The 15608-nt window shown below is 68.4% G+C and carries 15 protein-coding genes; 2 read left to right on the top strand and 13 right to left on the bottom strand.

The genetic code is table 11. From position 1 onward, the window contains the following. Nucleotides 1–293 precede the first annotated feature (293 nt). Nucleotides 294–1202: a phosphonate ABC transporter substrate-binding protein gene (gene phnD, locus GWI72_RS05190; protein WP_161708036.1), complete on the bottom strand. Its 909-nt coding sequence runs from the start codon at nt 1200–1202 to the stop codon at nt 294–296. A gap of 33 nt (nt 1203–1235) precedes the next feature. Continuing rightward, nucleotides 1236–2042, bottom strand: coding sequence for a phosphonate ABC transporter ATP-binding protein (gene phnC / locus GWI72_RS05195; protein WP_161675972.1), 807 nt, complete (start codon nt 2040–2042; stop codon nt 1236–1238). Nucleotides 2043–2393: 351 nt separating this feature from the next. Here phnC and GWI72_RS05200 point away from each other — a divergent pair, with 351 nt between their 5' ends. Continuing rightward, complete coding sequence (locus tag GWI72_RS05200; RefSeq protein WP_161675973.1) at nt 2394–3203, top strand: class I SAM-dependent methyltransferase; 810 nt, start codon at nt 2394–2396, stop codon at nt 3201–3203. Nucleotides 3204–3560: 357 nt separating this feature from the next. On the opposite strand, the gene GWI72_RS05205 is transcribed toward GWI72_RS05200, so the two are convergent. From GWI72_RS05205 to GWI72_RS05245, 9 genes are all read right to left on the bottom strand, one after another. Further along, on the bottom strand, nt 3561–4733 hold the full coding sequence (locus GWI72_RS05205; protein WP_161708037.1) for an alpha-D-ribose 1-methylphosphonate 5-triphosphate diphosphatase: 1173 nt from the start codon (nt 4731–4733) through the stop codon (nt 3561–3563). After that, complete coding sequence (locus GWI72_RS05210) at nt 4720–5481, bottom strand: phosphonate C-P lyase system protein PhnL (protein ID WP_161708038.1); 762 nt, start codon at nt 5479–5481, stop codon at nt 4720–4722. The genes GWI72_RS05205 and GWI72_RS05210 overlap by 14 nt, the downstream gene beginning before the upstream one ends. 20 nt (nt 5482–5501) lie before the next feature. After that, complete coding sequence (locus GWI72_RS05215) at nt 5502–6329, bottom strand: ATP-binding cassette domain-containing protein (protein WP_161708039.1); 828 nt, start codon at nt 6327–6329, stop codon at nt 5502–5504. Beyond that, nucleotides 6326–7243, bottom strand: a complete 918-nt coding sequence (locus GWI72_RS05220) for an alpha-D-ribose 1-methylphosphonate 5-phosphate C-P-lyase PhnJ (RefSeq protein WP_161675977.1) — start codon at nt 7241–7243, stop codon at nt 6326–6328. Before GWI72_RS05220 ends, GWI72_RS05215 begins: the two co-directional genes overlap by 4 nt. Continuing rightward, entirely contained in the window at nt 7240–8346 is a 1107-nt protein-coding gene (locus GWI72_RS05225) for a carbon-phosphorus lyase complex subunit PhnI (protein WP_161708040.1), read from the bottom strand. The genes GWI72_RS05220 and GWI72_RS05225 overlap by 4 nt, the downstream gene beginning before the upstream one ends. Continuing rightward, a complete protein-coding gene (gene phnH / locus GWI72_RS05230) occupies nt 8346–8930 on the bottom strand; it encodes a phosphonate C-P lyase system protein PhnH (protein ID WP_161708041.1) in 585 nt (194 codons plus the stop codon). Before phnH ends, GWI72_RS05225 begins: the two co-directional genes overlap by 1 nt. Before the next feature lie 26 nt (nt 8931–8956). After that, nucleotides 8957–9409, bottom strand: coding sequence for a phosphonate C-P lyase system protein PhnG (gene phnG / locus GWI72_RS05235; protein WP_161708042.1), 453 nt, complete (start codon nt 9407–9409; stop codon nt 8957–8959). Beyond that, a complete protein-coding gene (phnF, locus tag GWI72_RS05240) occupies nt 9402–10148 on the bottom strand; it encodes a phosphonate metabolism transcriptional regulator PhnF (protein ID WP_161675981.1) in 747 nt (248 codons plus the stop codon). The genes phnG and phnF overlap by 8 nt, the downstream gene beginning before the upstream one ends. Nucleotides 10149–10315: 167 nt before the next feature. After that, on the bottom strand, nt 10316–11353 hold the full coding sequence (locus GWI72_RS05245) for a zinc-dependent alcohol dehydrogenase (protein ID WP_161708043.1): 1038 nt from the start codon (nt 11351–11353) through the stop codon (nt 10316–10318). Between the two features lie 248 nt (nt 11354–11601). Here GWI72_RS05245 and GWI72_RS05250 point away from each other — a divergent pair, with 248 nt between their 5' ends. Next, nucleotides 11602–13416, top strand: coding sequence for an adenine deaminase C-terminal domain-containing protein (locus GWI72_RS05250; protein ID WP_161708044.1), 1815 nt, complete (start codon nt 11602–11604; stop codon nt 13414–13416). 56 nt (nt 13417–13472) lie between these two features. On the opposite strand, the gene GWI72_RS05255 is transcribed toward GWI72_RS05250, so the two are convergent. Next, nucleotides 13473–14243 carry a glycosyltransferase gene (locus tag GWI72_RS05255; protein WP_161708045.1) on the bottom strand — a complete coding sequence of 257 codons (771 nt, stop codon included), beginning with the start codon at nt 14241–14243 and terminating at the stop codon, nt 13473–13475. 20 nt (nt 14244–14263) lie between these two features. Further along, nucleotides 14264–15559, bottom strand: coding sequence for an oligosaccharide flippase family protein (locus tag GWI72_RS05260; protein ID WP_161708046.1), 1296 nt, complete (start codon nt 15557–15559; stop codon nt 14264–14266). Between the last annotated feature and the right edge of the window lie 49 nt (nt 15560–15608).

Genomic DNA, 15608 nt, shown 5'->3' on the forward strand with positions numbered 1-15608 from the left:
CCTCGACCGCACCGAGGTCATCCCGGCCACGCGCAGCGCCGAGCCGGGAGCCGGGAGCAGGGAGCCGAGACCGTCCATGGTTCAGGGCGTTGCCCCGGAGAGACCTTGCCTCTCCGGTCCCGGATCTCCGCTTCGCTTCGTCCGGGATGACGGTGGAGGGGGTGTCATCAACCTGAGCCCGGCAGAGCCGGGCCCCAATCCTGTCGACCTGAGCCCGGCAGAGCCGGGCCCCAATCTTGTGTATATGAGCCCGGCAGAGCCGGGCTCGGGTCATGTTCGATGCTGATCTGCGATCAGCCGCGGCGCTGCTTCTTGAACCAGTCGCGCATGTCGATGATCCACTGGTAACGCTCGTGGTTCACCTCGACATAGCCCTTGGCGGTCGATTTCTCGGCGCCCGACATTTCCTTGAAGGCGACCGGGTCGGCGGTCGGGACGTTCATGACGGCCGTCTTCATGGCGGTGATCAGGCCTTCCGGCAGGTTGGCGCGGGCGGTGAAGGGGCCGGAGGTGATTTCCGGGGACTGCCAGATCCAGCAGATCTCGCCTTTCTTGATCATGCCCTTGGCTTCCATGCGCTGCGGAATGCCGTTGACCTCGTTGTTGATGTAGGTGGCGGCGGCGTCGAACTGGCCGTTGGCGACACCGGCGACACCGGCTTCATGGCTGCCCGAGAAGGGGATCGCGCCGAAGAATTCGGTCGGCTTGAAGCCCTGCTTGTCGAGGTTGAAGTAGGGGACGTTGTAGCCGGAGGTGCTGTCCGGATCGGCGAAGGCGAGCGTCTTGCCCTTCAGGTCCTCGACCTTCTTGTAGGGGCTGTCGCAGCGCACGACGATGACCGAGAAATAGCCGGTGGAGCCGTCTTCCTGCTGCTGGGTCAGCAGCGGCACCATGCCGCCCTCGGACTCGGTGTAGGCCGCCGCATAGGCGGAGGAGCCGAGGAAGGCGAACTCGATCTGGTTGGCGGCCAGCGCCTGGATGACGCCGTCGTAGTTGCCGGCGGTGAAGATCTCCACGTCCACGCCGACCGTCTTCTTCAGGTACTCCTTGAAGGGGGTGTAGCGGGCGATGCGGTCGCTTTCGTTTTCGCCGGACAGGATGCCGAACTTGACGACCTTGTAATCCTTCTTCCAGTCCTCGGCATGGGCGGCGGTGGCGCCGAGGCCGAGGGCCAGCATGGTGGCGGCTGCAATGATACGCATGTCAGTCTCCCTTGAAAGGTGAGAGGGGTCGGATCAGGCCGGCACCGCGAGCTTCAGGCTCGTCGATGTCACGGATTCGGAGAAGTCTTCCAGCTCGTCGCTGCCGTAGATGCCGCGCATCACCTCGCTGGTGAGCAGGCGCGGCGCGCCGTCGAACATCACCCGGCCGGCGCGCATGGCGATGATGCGGTCACAGTAGGTGCGGGCGGTGTCGAGGGTGTGCAGGTTGACCAGGATGGTGATGCCGTCCTCGCGGTTGATGGTGCGCAGGGCGTCCATCACGCGGGTGGCGTTGCCCGGATCGAGGCTGGCGATCGGCTCGTCGGCAAGCAGGATGCGTGGGTTCTGGACCAGGGCACGGGCAATGGCGACGCGCTGCTGCTGGCCGCCGGACAGGGTGCCGGCGCGTTGCAGCGCCTGCGGGGCGAGATCGAGGCGGTCGAGTGCGCGGATGGCCAGTGTGCGTTCCTCGTCGGAGAACTGCATCGCCATGGAACTCAGGAAACCATGGGCCGAGAGGCGGCCGACCAGCACGTTGGTCAGCACGTCGAGGCGCTCGACCAGATTGAACTGCTGGAAGATCATGGCGCAGTCCCGCCGCCAGTCGCGCAGGGCCTTGCCCTTCAGCGTGCCGACATCGAGACCGCCGAAATGGATCGACCCTTCGGTCGGGTCGATCAGCCGGTTGATCAGGCGCAGCAGCGTGGACTTGCCGGCACCGGAGCGTCCGATCACCCCGACGAACTGGCCCGGGGCGATGGTGAGCGTGACGTTGTCGACGGCGCGGGTGGCGCCGAAGGAGCGGCCAAGGCCGGAGAGGGAAAGAAGGGTCTGTTCCATGGCGGGAACAGTGCCTTGCCTCTGTTACAGCGCCGCGTCATCCGAATGAATTTTCGACGGGGCTTTTGTGACGCGGACGTGACGTCATCGGCGGCTCTCGGCGCGGGGCGCGCCGGTGCGTGCGCGCAAGGATGGCGGAAGAGCGCCGAAACCGCCGGTTGAGCAATCAGAATCAAGGGTTTAGAGCCTGTGGCCGGGTGCGGAAAACCGCCGATTGCCATCGAAAGTTCATCGGCGGGTCGCGGAACTGTCATGTGATTGGCGCAAGGTCATTCGAACCAATTTTCCGCGCTGGCCGCTGGGCAAGCGGCCAGACCTGGCCTGCATCCCTCCAGCCGTCAGGAAAAGGCTATGATCGAGACCGCCGACCAATTCGAGGGACTGGCCGAATTCTACGAGGCCAACCGTCCCGGCTATCCGTGTGACGTCTTTGCCCATCTGGCGCGGACCTGTCCGCCGCGCCAGGGGCTGCGCGTTGCCGTCGACGTGGGCGCAGGACCGGGCAATTCGACCGACAACCTGCTGACCGGCCTCGGCGAGGGCTGGAGCGTGATCGCCAGCGAACCGGGCGAGGACATGCGCCGGGTGCTAATGCGAAGGTTCCGCACCACGCCGCAGGTGCAGATCATCGCGGCGCCGGCCGAGCAGCTGGCGCTGCCATCGGGCTTTGCCTCGCTGGTGGTCGCCTGTTCGGCGGTGCACTGGTTCGACCGGCCGAAATTCTATGCCGAGGCGGCGCGGATCCTGGCGCCGGGGGGCGTGCTGGCGCTGGTGCGCAACCGGCGGCGGCCGGCGCAGATCTTCGACGACTTCGAGGCCTATGTCAGCGAGCATTATCCGAGCCGGGTGGAGCTGGAAGCCCGCGAGCTGCGCAAGGAGCCGAGCCACACGGAACTCTCCGGCCTCGACGGGTTCCTGACGGCGCACAGCCGGCGCTGGCCCTGGTCGCGCGCCTTCACCGCGCGCGAGCTGATCGACTTCTACCTGACGCGGGCGACCGTCTGGGCGGTGGTGCGGCGTCTCGGGCTGTCGCGGGTGATGGCGGACTATCTGGAAATCTGCGCCCGGCACGGGCTCTCCGGCGAGGCGCGGATGGAGGTGCAGTTCGACACGCTGGTGCGCTGGACCCAGCGCCGGGCCCGGTCGGCCAAGGGCGGCTGAGCGGGGGGGGGAGCTGGTCGGGTGCGGGGAGGGGCTACTCGCTGCCCTTACCGGGGGCTGTCGCATGTGCGGCTAGACGGTTTTCGAGGCCTCTCAGCTCCCCTCCCCCTCGTGGGGAGGGGTAAGGGGTGGGGGGCACGGGCAGACGTTGGGTCGCAAAGCGTCCGAAGTAAGCCCAATCAGCAACGTATTTACCCTGGATTTAAGTCCGCTCCCCCCACCCCCAAACCCCTCCCCACGAGGGGGAGGGGAGCCGAGAGGCTCCGGCAGGGTGAAACCGTCTGGCCTAACCAGCGATTGCCCAGCCCAAAAGGGTGCTGGGTGACTATTGGCGTTGGCAGATCAAGCCGCAGCTGGTCAGGCGGCGCGCAGGGCGCTGCCGAGGGAGCCGTCGGAGTAGATGAAGCGGCCCTGGCGCAGGGTGGCACGGACGTGGCCGATGCCTGTTTCATCTGCAATGACAAGATCGGCGAGGCGGCCGGTCTCGAGGCTGCCACGGTCGGTGAGACCCAGGGAATCTGCCGGGTTGCGGGTGGCGAGGCGCACCGCGCCGGGCAGGCCGGCGGGATCGGTCTTCGCCAGCTCCAGGAGCGCTGGCAGCATGGCGGAGGGATGGTAGTCCGAGGCCAGCATGTCGAGCACACCGGCCGCATGGGCCTCCCGGGCCGACAGGTTGCCGGAGTAGGACTGGCCGCGCAGGGCGTTGGGCGCGCCCATGGCGGTGGCAAGCCCGAGGCGGCGGGCCTCCCGGGCGGCCTCGATCGTCACCGGAAACTCGCTGATGACGACGCCGAGGCCCTGCATCAGCGCGACCTTGGCAAGGGTGTCGTCGTCATGGCTGGCAAGCGCCACGCCATGGCTGCGGCACAGGTCGGAAATGGCCGAAAGGGTGGCGGCCAGCACGTCGGCCGGCTGGGTGCGTTCCTCGATGCGGCGGGCAATGGCCTCGGCGGCCTCCTCGCGGCTCATGCCCTTCTCGCGGGCCATCTTCTGCACGTGGCGCTCGATGTCGCGGTACTGGCCCTGACCGGGGGTGTGGTCGGTCAGGGAGATGAGGTCGACGGTGCCTTCCGCAATCAGCTCGCCGATGACGTCCAGCGCCTTGGGGAAGGTGATCTCGAAGCGGGCGTGGACACGGTGGTCGACGTTGAGGCTGCCGCGCATGGCCTTGAGCTTGCGGATCACCGCGCTGGTGTGCTCGTAGCTGCGCAGGTGGCCATAGGTCGACATGGGGCTGAAGGACACGGCGGCATAGGCCGTCGTGAAACCGGCGCCGGCCAGGCGCCGGTCGAGGTCGCGCAGGCCCAGTTCCAGCGGCATCGGCACGTTGGGACGCGGCTCGACCTCGCGCTCGACCATGTCGCCGTGCATGTCGACGAAGCCCGGCAGGAGCAGGAGGCCGTTGCCCTGAAGGCTGGCGCCGGCGACGGGGCCCTCGTGCAGCTCGGCGATGTGCCCGTCCTCGATGCGCAGCGAACCGTGCTCGATCACCTCGGTCGGGGTGACGATGCGAAAATCAGACAGCCACATGCTCAAGGTCTCCAGGTGCGGCTTCGGGGGCGGCTTGGGGGGCGGCGCCAGCTTCCTCCGGCAGGCGCTGGGTGGTCAGGAGGATTTCCCGGTCAATGAGGTCGGCCACGTCGCCGGGATGGTGGAAGACGCCGATCATGGCGACCCCGGCGGACTTGAGATCGGCAAGGCGGCGGACGAGCGCGGCACGGGCGCCGGCGTCGAGCGAGGCGGTCGGCTCGTCGAGCAGCAGGAGCTTCTGCGGCAGGATCAGCGCGCGGGCGAGGTTCACCTTCTGCTGCTCGCCGCCGGAGAAGGTGGTGGGATAGGCGCGCCAGAGGTCGCGCTTGACGCCGAACTCGCCGAGCCAGCGGCGGGCTTCGTCCAGTGCTTCGGCCTGAGCCACGCCGGCGCGGCGCAGCGGTTCGGCCACGATCTCGTCGGCCGCCACGCGCGGACGGGCAACGAGGAACTGGGTGACGAAGCCGATGTCGCGGCGGCGCAGCAAGGTGATGTCCACGTCGGCAGCGGTGGCAAGGTCAATGCGGCCCTCTGCGGCCTGGTACCAGACGTGACCGGCCTGGGGCAGGTAGCTGCGGTAGAGGGTGCGCAGGAGGGTGGACTTGCCGACGCCGTTCTCGCCGCGCAGCAGCAGGAATTCGCCGGCGTGAAGACGGAAGGAAATGCCGCTGAAGGCGTGCAGGTCCTGGTCGAGGTGATACATGTGGAAGCGCTTCGACAGGCCTTCCACGTCGAGAACCGGGGTCATGCGAGCGTGATCCTTAGCTGTCAAAGTTTCGCGTGGACGAGCTGCTGGGTGTATTCGTGCTGCGGGTCCTGGAAGACCTGGTCGACCAGCCCCTGCTCGACCACCCGGCCGCGGCGCATGACCATGACCCGGTCGGCCATGGTGTGGATGACGCCGAGATCGTGCGAGACGATGACCATGGTGATGGAACGGTCGCGCTGCAGCCGCTTCAGCGTGTCGAGGACGAGGGCCTGGACGGAGACGTCGAGCCCGGTGGTCGGCTCGTCGAGCAGCAGGAGCGCCGGTTCCAGCGCGATGGCCTTGGCGAGCTGCACGCGCTGCTGCATGCCGCCCGACAGCTCGATCGGCCGGGCATCCATGCGCTCCAGCGGGAACTCGGACGCGTCCAGCGCCTCGCGGGCCTTGTCGCGCAGCACCTTGAAGCTGCGCTCGCCGGCGATGAGCAGGCGTTCGGCCACGTTGCCGGAGGAGGAATGGCGCATCAGCAGGCCGAGATGCGGGTTCTGGTAGACGATGCCGATGTTGCGGGCGCAGAGCATGCGCCGCTCGAAACGGTCGAGGCCGAACAGGTTGCCGCCGAGGCCCGGCAGGTCCAGCTCGTAGGTGCCGGTGTCGGGCGTGTCCTCAAGGTTCATCATGCGCAGGAGCGTCGACTTGCCGGAGCCGCTCTCGCCGACGATGCCGAGCACCTCGCCCGGATAGACGGTGGCATCCACGTCCTCGAGCGCGGTGACCTTGCCGAAGCGGCGGGTGATGCCGCGCATGGTGAGGATCGGCGGCGTCGTCATCAGCTGCGGCAGCTGGCGAAGAGTGGCCTCGCCGCGCGGCGCGGGGCTTTGGGCGGTCATGGCTGGAGCTCTCCGTTCTTGTACCAGGTGTCGATGGGGGCCAGGGCCTCGCCCTCGCTGCGGCGGATGGCCTTGATGCCGAAGTGGCTGTCGGAGACCTCGAAGCTGGACGAGCCGTCGTCCTGCGGGATCTCGTTCATGAAATAGCCGGTGAGGCCGGAGCGGTGGCAGGTGAGGTCGTGGTGGTCCTCGACCTTGTAGGGCACGTCGGAGAAGACCAGCGGCTCGACCCGGGTGTAGGGCGGCACGGCATAGAGGCGCTTCTCGCGGCCGGCCGAGAGGAAGGTGAGGTGCCTTGCCATATGCAGCTTCGGCACGTCCCAGCGCGGGATCGGCGAGGGCGTCATGACATGGCGGCCGTTGACGAGGCTCGGATAGGCCGCGCCCTGCATGATGCGGCCGGAGCGGACCATCTGCTCGTAGAGCGTCAGCCAGAGCCGGCCGTAGTCGGCATCGGCGTGCATCTGGCGGGCGACCGACATGTTGGGCTCGACAGGACGCAAGGGTTCCGGGTTGGGCACCTGCAGCACGAGGATCTGGTCCTCGCGCAGGACTTCTTCCGGCACCCGGTGGCGCGACTGCAGGATCGTCGCCTCGCCCGTGTCCCAGGTCTCGCCGGCGCCGGAGACGCGGGAGAGGAACTTGCGGATCGAGGCGGCGTTGACGCTGTCATCGGCGCCCTGGTCGATGACCTTGACCACGGAGGTGGGCTTCAGCAGCGTCAGGGTCACCTGCAGGCCGCCGGTGCCCCAGCCGCGGGCAATCGGCACCTCGCGGCTGGCGTAGGGCATCTGGCAGCCGGGCACGGCGACCGCCTTCAGCATCTTGCGGCGCAGCTCGCGCTTGGCCGAGGCATCGAGGAACCCGTAGGAGAAGGCCTCCCAGGGCTTTGTCAGGCTGGCAAGGCTGGTCATGCGGGAACCTCTTCGGTCACGGCCGGCTGGCGGGCAGGGGCGGACGCTGCGGACCCCGCGTCCGGGGCTGCGGCCTTCGCCCTGGCGTCGCGCAGGGCATCCAGCGCCGACTGGAAGGTGACATAGTGGGGGAGCTTGAAGTGGATGCAGAAGCCCGAGGCCTCGACCGGCTCGGTGTGGTAGAGGAAGAACTCCTCGTTGACCGGCGAGTTCTGCGGCGCATCCGGCGCGTTGAGATCGAGCGTGGCGCCGGCGATGACCTTGATCTCGTTCCAGCCGAAGGTGGCGCAGAAACCGAGATCGAGCTGGCCGGAGCGGCCCTTGGAGGTCACTTCCGCCTGCGAGACCTTGACCCGGCCGGCGCTGAACATCGTGCCGCGCGGATGGCGGACGACCACTTCGGCCTCTGCCAGGCGCAGCTCGTTGACGGTCGGATGGGCGTTGCCATAGCCGCGCATGGCGGAATAGCCGAGCGCCAGCACGCCGCCGGTGTCGGCGCGGGCCAGGCTCTGCAGCGTGTGGGCGCGCTTGGCCGGGAACAGCAGCGGCTCGCGCGTCAGGTCGGGAATGTCGTCGAGGGCGACATCCTCGCGCGCCGGATCGGCGACGAGGCCTTGCGCCTTCTGCCAGGCGGCCAGCGAGGGCTGCTCAGCCGGGGCGGGCGTGCTGGCCGGTTCGACCGGCGCGGGCACGAAGGGACGGCCCTCGAGCACGCCGGTGGCGAGCAACCGGTGCGAATAGTCGAGCGTGGGTCCCAGGATCTGGCCGCCGGGGATGTCCTTGAAGGCGGCGGAGATGCGGCGGTGGGTGAAGAGCTTGTCCTGCGTCACCGGCTCCGCGATGGTGAGGCGCGGCTGGGTGGTGCGCCAGGCGCGCAGCAGCAGCACCGCCTCGTAGAGGTCGCCGCCGGACTGGGCAAGCGCCAGCGCCGCCAGATCGGCCTCGTAGAGCGAGGCCTCGCCCATCACCCGGTCGATCAGCCAGGGCAGGGCGCGGCGGATTTCCGCAACGCGCCCGGCATCGATGGTGCCCATGTCGGCGCGGTAGAGGCGCTCGGACTGGTCAATGGCTTTTTCCCCGCCACGGGTTGCGACATAGGCCATCAGAGCACCTCGATCCGGGTCGAGCGGGGCAGGCCGATGACATCGCTGCCATCGACGATGAAGAGGTCAAAGCCGAGCGGATAGCGGCAAAGCCGGTCGCGCAGGGCGAAGAAGCCCGCCGGCAGGCCGGCGACGGCGATCTCGCGGGTGGTCTCGATGCCCGGACCCGACAGGCTGAGGCGCTGGCCGTCGCCCTCGGCACGGCCAAGCCGGGCCTCGACGACGACGGTGGCCCCGTCGTCGGGATAGAGCGCGGAGCCGACCTTCAGGGCGCCGAGGCGGGCGATGTCGGCACCCGGCTCCAGCGACAGGAAGACGTGGTCGGCGTCCGCCAGCGGCGTCAGGGTCGCGCCGGTCCAGGCGGCCAGGTCGCCGATGACCGCATCATCCGCATGGACGCGGCATTCGCGGTCGACGAGGGCGAGCAGGATGGTGCGCGGACCGGGTTCGGGCAGATGGCGGATCTCGCCGGGACGGCTCAGCGCCCAGAGGATCGCCTCGAAGGCGGTGTTGTCGCGGATCTCCTCCGCGCCGCGCAAGGGCGCGGTGATGAGGGCGTGGGAACTGGGGGGCAGGGCACCCATGAGCGGGTCTCCGTGAGGAAGAGGGATCAGAAGGTTTCCATGTCGACGCGGGTGGCCTCGACGGCGCGCAGGCGCGCCCGGTCGCGGTCGGCATTGGCCGCCTCCAGGCCGGTCACGAAGGCGTCGAGGACCGTGGGCGTCAGGCCGGCCGCCGCTGCGGCATCGATCAGTGCCATGGCCATGGCCCATTCCAGATCGCGGCCCGTGACCATGCCGTAGCCGGTGGCGTCGTGGTCGGTGAGGCGGACCTCGGCTTCGGCGACGAGCACCTCGCCGAGGTGGAAATCGGTGCCTTTCACCGTGTCGCGGAACGGCAGCATGACCAGGCCGGTGCGGCTGCGCAGGACCTCGACGGCTCCCAGCTGCGGCAGCAGGCCTTCGGCAAAACGCTTCACGCTGTCCGCATCGCCATGGGAGAGCGCGGTGAGAAAGGCGCTGTGGCCGCTGGTGGCCTCATGGGTGGGGGTGGTCTCAGTCATCCTGGTCAGGACTCCGGGGTTCGGCTTCGTCGGGAAGATCAAAGGTGAACTGCACGCGGTCGGCGGCCCAGATGGCCTGGGAGTAGCCGATCGGCCGTCCGGCGAGGGTCGCGTCGGTCTTGGTGACGACCAGCACGGGCTGGTCAGGGTGCTGCTTGAGCAGACGCGCCTCCTCGAGGGTGGGGCGGCGGGCGTAGATGGTGGTGCTCTTGCGCAGGTAGTCGGTGATGCCATGCGCGCGGTAGATGTCGGTGACGGAGCGGCCGGCGCGGCGCTGCTCGGCCATGTCGGGAATGAGGTCGAAGGGATGCCAGGCGACGCCGAGGCTGATCGGCACGCCGTCGGCAAGGCCCCGGCGCATGAGCCGGTGCACCGGCGCGCCCTCGGGCAGCTCCAGCGCCTCCGCCACGCGGCGCGGCGCGGCGATCACGTCATCGGTCACCTGTTCGCCCGCCGGCGTCACGCCCTGGCTCAGGAGGTTCTGGCGGAAGCGGGTGCGGCGGCTGATCTGGTAGTTGATGAGAGGCGCGCTTTCGACGAAGGTGCCGCGGCCCTGTTCGACGCGCAGCTTGCCCTCGACCGCAAGGGCGGCAATGGCGCGGCGAACCGAATGGCGTCCGGCCCCGAATTCGGCGCAAAGCTCCGGCTCGGTCGGCAGTTGCGCGCCCGGTGCCAGCACGCCGGAGAGGATGTCGGCTGCCAGCCGGTCCCGGATCGACTGCCACGTTTCCCGCGCCATCAAGGCCTCCAATTCATTCGAATGACTTGGAGAGGCATAGCGGGTTTAAGTGACAGAGCCGTGACGCGCCGGCCTGAAAACGTGCCGCGCGGCCCGGCAGGGGGCCGCGCGGATGCTTGTGCGGACAGATCGGATCATTCCGGATGACATGATCCTGCCCGGAAGGGTCAGTTCATGCGCAACACCACACGGCCGTCGATCGCGCCCTGGCGCATGCGGTCGAAGATCGCGTTGATGTTGTCGAGGCTGTCTTCCGAGTAGTGCGCCCTGACCTTGCCCTCGGCCGCGAAGGCGAGGCTTTCGGTGAGGTCATTGCGCGTGCCGACGATGGAGCCGCGAATGGTCTTGGCGTTGAGCACCGTGTCGAAGATCGGCAGCGGGAAGTCCCCGGGTGGCAGGCCGACGAGGCTCATGGTGCCGCGCCGGGCCAGCATGCCGAAGCCCTGTGCAAAGGACTTGGTCGAGACGGCCGTGACCAGCACGCCCTCGGCCCCGCCCAGTTTCTGCATCTCGGCAACCGGGTCGGTGGTCAGGGCGTTGATGGTGTGGTCGGCCCCCAGGTTGCGGGCAAGGGCCAGCTTGTCGTCATGGATGTCGACGGCGACCACATGCAGGCCCATGGCCTTGGCATATTGCACGGCCATGTGGCCAAGCCCGCCGATGCCGATGATGGCGACGGTCTCGCCCGGGCGTGTGTCGGTTTCCTTCAGGCCCTTGTAGACGGTCACGCCGGCGCAGAGCACGGGCGCGGCGGGCGCGAACTCGAGCCCGGCCGGCAGATGCCCGACATAGCCGGGGTCAGCCAGCACATACTCGGCAAAGCCGCCGTTGACGCTGTAGCCGGTGTTCTGCTGCTCGTTGCAGAGGGTTTCCCAGCCGCCGACGCAGTGCTTGCAGTGGCCGCAGGCGGAGTGCAGCCAGGGCATGCCGACCCGGTCGCCTTCCTTGATGCCCTTCACGCCGGCCCCGACCTCGCAGACGATGCCGACGCCTTCGTGGCCGGGAATGAAGGGGGGATTGGGTTTCACCGGCCAGTCGCCGTCGGCGGCGTGAAGGTCGGTGTGGCAGACGCCGCTGGCCATCACCTTGACGACGATCTTGCCGGGGAGGGCGACGGGACGGGCGACCTCGCAGACATCAAGCGGGGCGCCGAAGGCCCGCACGACGGCGGCCTTCATGGTCGCCGGATTGGGTGTCGCTGACATTTTGTCTTTCTTCCTTGGATTGAGGAAAGAGCGTGTCCTTTGGCCCTGGTGTGTGGCCGGAACCGGACAACCGGGACGTTAAAGACGCAAGTCTTGCGCGGCCTTGCGCCAGATCAAAGCCGGCAGCACCTCCGTAGTCTTGCGAGGTCTGGAGAGGGCGGTGCAAACCGCCTTGCCAAGCTTGACACCCGCCGGCACAGCAAGGACCATGGCCGACGACAAGTCATTGCAGTCAGGGAGTTAGCCACGTGACCGATGCCGCCGCCGAGAACCGGACGAAATCCTGGGCCGAGGTTGCCCCGCGCCTTGTCGCGGTTGCGGCGGGTCGGGCGGCGGCGGATCTGGTGATCCGGGGAGGGCGCCTTGTCAATGTGCAGAGCCGCGAGATCCTTGACGGCTGGCAGGTGGCGATTGCCGAGGGGCGCTTTGCCTATGTCGGGCCGGACGCCTCGCATTGCATCGGGGAGGGGACCGAGATCGTCGAGGCCGAGGGGCGCTACCTGATCCCCGGCCTGTGTGACGGCCACATGCACATCGAGAGCGGCATGCTGACGCCGGCAGAGTTCGCCGCCGCCGTCGCCCCGCATGGCACGACGACGATCTTCCATGACCCGCACGAGATTGCCAATGTGCTGGGGCTGGCGGGTGTGCGCATGATGCATGACGAGGCCTTGCTGCAGCCGATCAACATCTACACCCAGATGCCCTCCTGCGCGCCCTCGGCGCCGGGGCTGGAGACGACCGGCTTTGCCGTGTCGGCTGCGGATGTGGCCGAGGCGATGGCCTGGCCCGGGATCATCGGCCTTGGCGAGATGATGAATTATCCCGGCGTCATCCACGGCGATCCGCAGATGCTGGCCGAGATGGCCGCAACCATGGCGGCGGGCAAGACGGTCGGCGGCCACTACGCAAGTCCTGACCGGGGTATCCCGTTCCACGCCTATGTCGCCGGCGGCCCGGCCGATGACCATGAGGGCACGGCGGAGAGCGATGCGGTGGCGCGGGTGCGGCAGGGCATGCGCTCGATGATGCGGCTGGGGTCGGCCTGGTATGACGTGGAAAGCCAGATCACGGCGGTGACGCAGAAGGGGCTCGATCCGCGCAACTTCATCCTGTGCACCGACGACTGCCATTCCGGCACGCTGGTGCATGAGGGGCACATGAACCGGGTGGTGCGCCATGCGATTGCCTGCGGCTGCGACCCGGTGATCGCGCTGCAGATGGCGACGATCAACACGGCGACGCATTTCGGGCTGGAGCGGGAGCTGGGCTCCATCGCGCCGGGCCGCCGCGCCGACGTGATCCTGACCTCGAGCCTCACCGAGCTGCCGATCGAGGCGGTCTATGCGCGGGGGCAACTGGTGGCCGAACACGGCGAGATGCGCGTTGCCTGCCCGCATTACGACTGGCCGCAGTCCGCACGCGAGACGGTGCGCCTTGGCAAGGTGCTGGCCGCGTCCGACTTTGCCATTGCCGCGCCGAAGGGCGCCAATGCGGTCAAGGCCAAGGTGATCGGCGTGGTCGAGAACCAGGCGCCGACCAGGGCGCTGACGGCGGAGCTGCCCGTGATCGGCGGGCTGGTGGAAGGCGAGAACGGCGTCTGCCAGATCGCGCTGGTCGAGCGGCACCAGGCGACCGGCAAGGTGGTGAACGGCTTCGTCTCCGGCTTCGGCTACCAGGGCGAGATGGCCATTGCCTCGACCGTTGCCCATGACAGCCACCACATGATCGTCGTCGGCACCAGCCGCGAGATGATGGCCAGGGCGGCCAATCGCCTTGGTGAGGTCGGCGGCGGCGTGACGGTGTGGAAGGACGGCAAGGAGCTGGCGCTGGTGGAGCTGCCGATTGCGGGACTGATGTCGGACCGGCCGGCCGCCGAGGTGGCGGCGAAGGCGGCGGCGATGGTGGAGGCGATGGCGGCCTGCGGCTGCAAGCTCAACAACGCCTACATGCAGCATTCGCTGCTGGCGCTGGTGGTGATCCCGGAGCTCCGGATTTCGGATCTGGGCCTGGTCGATGTGACCCGCTTTGAACTGACCGAGCTGTTCGAGCCGACCGCCTGACGGCAGCCGCCTGCGGACCGAAGGCCGGCCTGTCGCGTGTGGCCAATGGTCCGGGGCTAGAACAGGCCCTGGATGCGACGGATCACGAATTTCAGGTTGGAAAAGGCGATGACACTGGCCAGGCGCGGCCAGGAGATCCGGCCCTCGCGGTGCAGCCCGCGGAACACCGCAAGCTTGCCGCGTTCCATCTTCAGCACGGCGGCACTGAGGCCGGGGGCGGCGTCATGGCCGCCGACGATGCCCGACAGCGGCACGTCGATCAGCATGAAACGATGGCCGTCGGCGAGGATGCGGCACCACAGCTTGAAGTCCTCGCTGTAGCGCATGTCTTCGGGAAAGCGGTAGTCGGGGCTGTTGCGCAGCACCACCGAGGAGGTGATGATCCGGCTCCAGTAGAGCAGGCCGGTGAAGCTCAACGGCTGCGGCGCCGGCACCTCGACAGCCGGGGGCGGCGACAGGCTGAGGTCGACCTTGCGGGCATGCGAGGACCCGAAGCTGCCGGTTTCCTGCATGACGCGCATCTGGATCTCCAGCTTGCGCGGGTGCCAGATGTCGTCCGAATCGAGGAAGGCGACGTGATCGCCGCGTGCCATCGACCAGCCGGCATTGCGGGCAAGGCTTGGCCCGCCGTTCTGCGGCATGCGGTGCAGGATGATCTCGGGTGCAGGACAGGTGGCGGCGAAGGCCCGGATCACCTCGACCGTGTCGTCGCGGCTGCAGTCATCGACGCAGATGACCTCGACCGGCAGCAGCGTCTGGTCGGCAATGGAGCGCAGCGTGGTGCCGATGGTGCGGGCAGCGTTGTAGCACGGGATGATGACGCTCACCCTGGCTGGGCCGGTCCTGTTCACGTCGCGCGTTCCCCATGTCTGAGTGCCCGGAGCATGCCGAGGAAAAACAGGATGCACATAACAGATTCGGCCGCCACCATGGCGATTGCCGCGCCGACCGCGCCCTGACCGGGAATGAGGGCGACCGCCAGCGCCACATCGACCGCGATGGCTGCCAGCACGAACCAGAGCCGCAGCCGGATGAAGGCGCCGACGAACAGGACCGAACCGAAACACAGGCTGAGGGAGCGCAGCGGCAGCGACCACATGAGGATCATCAGCGCCGCAGCCAGAGGCTGACCCTCGGCCCCGAAGAAGAAGCGCCCGACGAGATCGCCCGCCAGCGTCAGCAGCACGATGCCGGCCGCCGACAGGATGAGGACCAGCAGGGTGGCCCCCTTCAGCACGGTGACGAGCTGCGCCCGGTCCTGGTGGTACCAGCGGTGGATGCGCGGCACGAGCACCTTCTCGAAGGCCATGTTGGGCACGAGCAGGAAGGCGTTCATGACCATGAAGGCGATGTTGTAGTAGGCCGCGCCCGCGTCGCTGCCGAGATATTTCACCAGCACCACGTTGAGCTGGGTGTAGAGCAGATAGGCAAAGCCGACGAGGCCGAAGGGCAGGGAGGCGCCGAGCACGTCGCCAAGGCTCGCCGGGGCCATGCCGGAGGCGCAGCTGGCGGAGGGGCGGGGGCCGTGTCCCTTGAGCGCAAGCCGGCCGCCGAGCCTTGCCCTGAGCCGCAGCGCGCCGAGCAAAACGATGGCCAGCGACCCGAGACCGAAGGCGAGCAGGGCCGCCGCGAGGCCGGCCGTCGCCGGCAGCAGGGCGAGCAGACCGCCGAGCAGCCCCAGCCTGAACACATGCGGCAGCACCTGCCACAGCGCGAAGGCCGTGTAGTCCTCCTCCAGCTGGTACAGGACCCCGACCAGTTCCATGAGGATCTGCGCCAGGACGAAGACCATCAGCGCCAGGATGACCACGGTCGTGGCCTGGTCATGCGGTCCCGCAAGCGCCCAGGCGGCCAGCAGGGCAAGCACCGCCAGCGCCGACGCCCGGACATAGCGCAGCGACGCGCCGAGCCACCGCTCCGCCTGCCAGCCCTCCTTGCCGAAGACGGAGAGCCAGAAGCTGCCGATGCCGAAGCAGGCGAGCGGGGCCATGATCGTGACAAGGCTGAGGCCGGCGGAGAAGCGGCCATAATCGTCGGGCCCGAGCTGCCGTGCGAGCACGGTCTGGGTGACGAAGGCAAGCAGGGCCGCCCCGCCCGTGGCCGCCCCGAGCTTCAGGAAGGGAGCCGCCTGGGTGAGAACCATGGCGAAACGTGTGGCGAGACGTGTGGCGGGACGCGGGCGGGGTGAAGGG

It is taken from the genome of Pannonibacter sp. XCT-53, from assembly GCF_009915765.1.
In the GTDB taxonomy this organism is placed as follows: domain Bacteria; phylum Pseudomonadota; class Alphaproteobacteria; order Rhizobiales; family Stappiaceae; genus Pannonibacter; species Pannonibacter tanglangensis.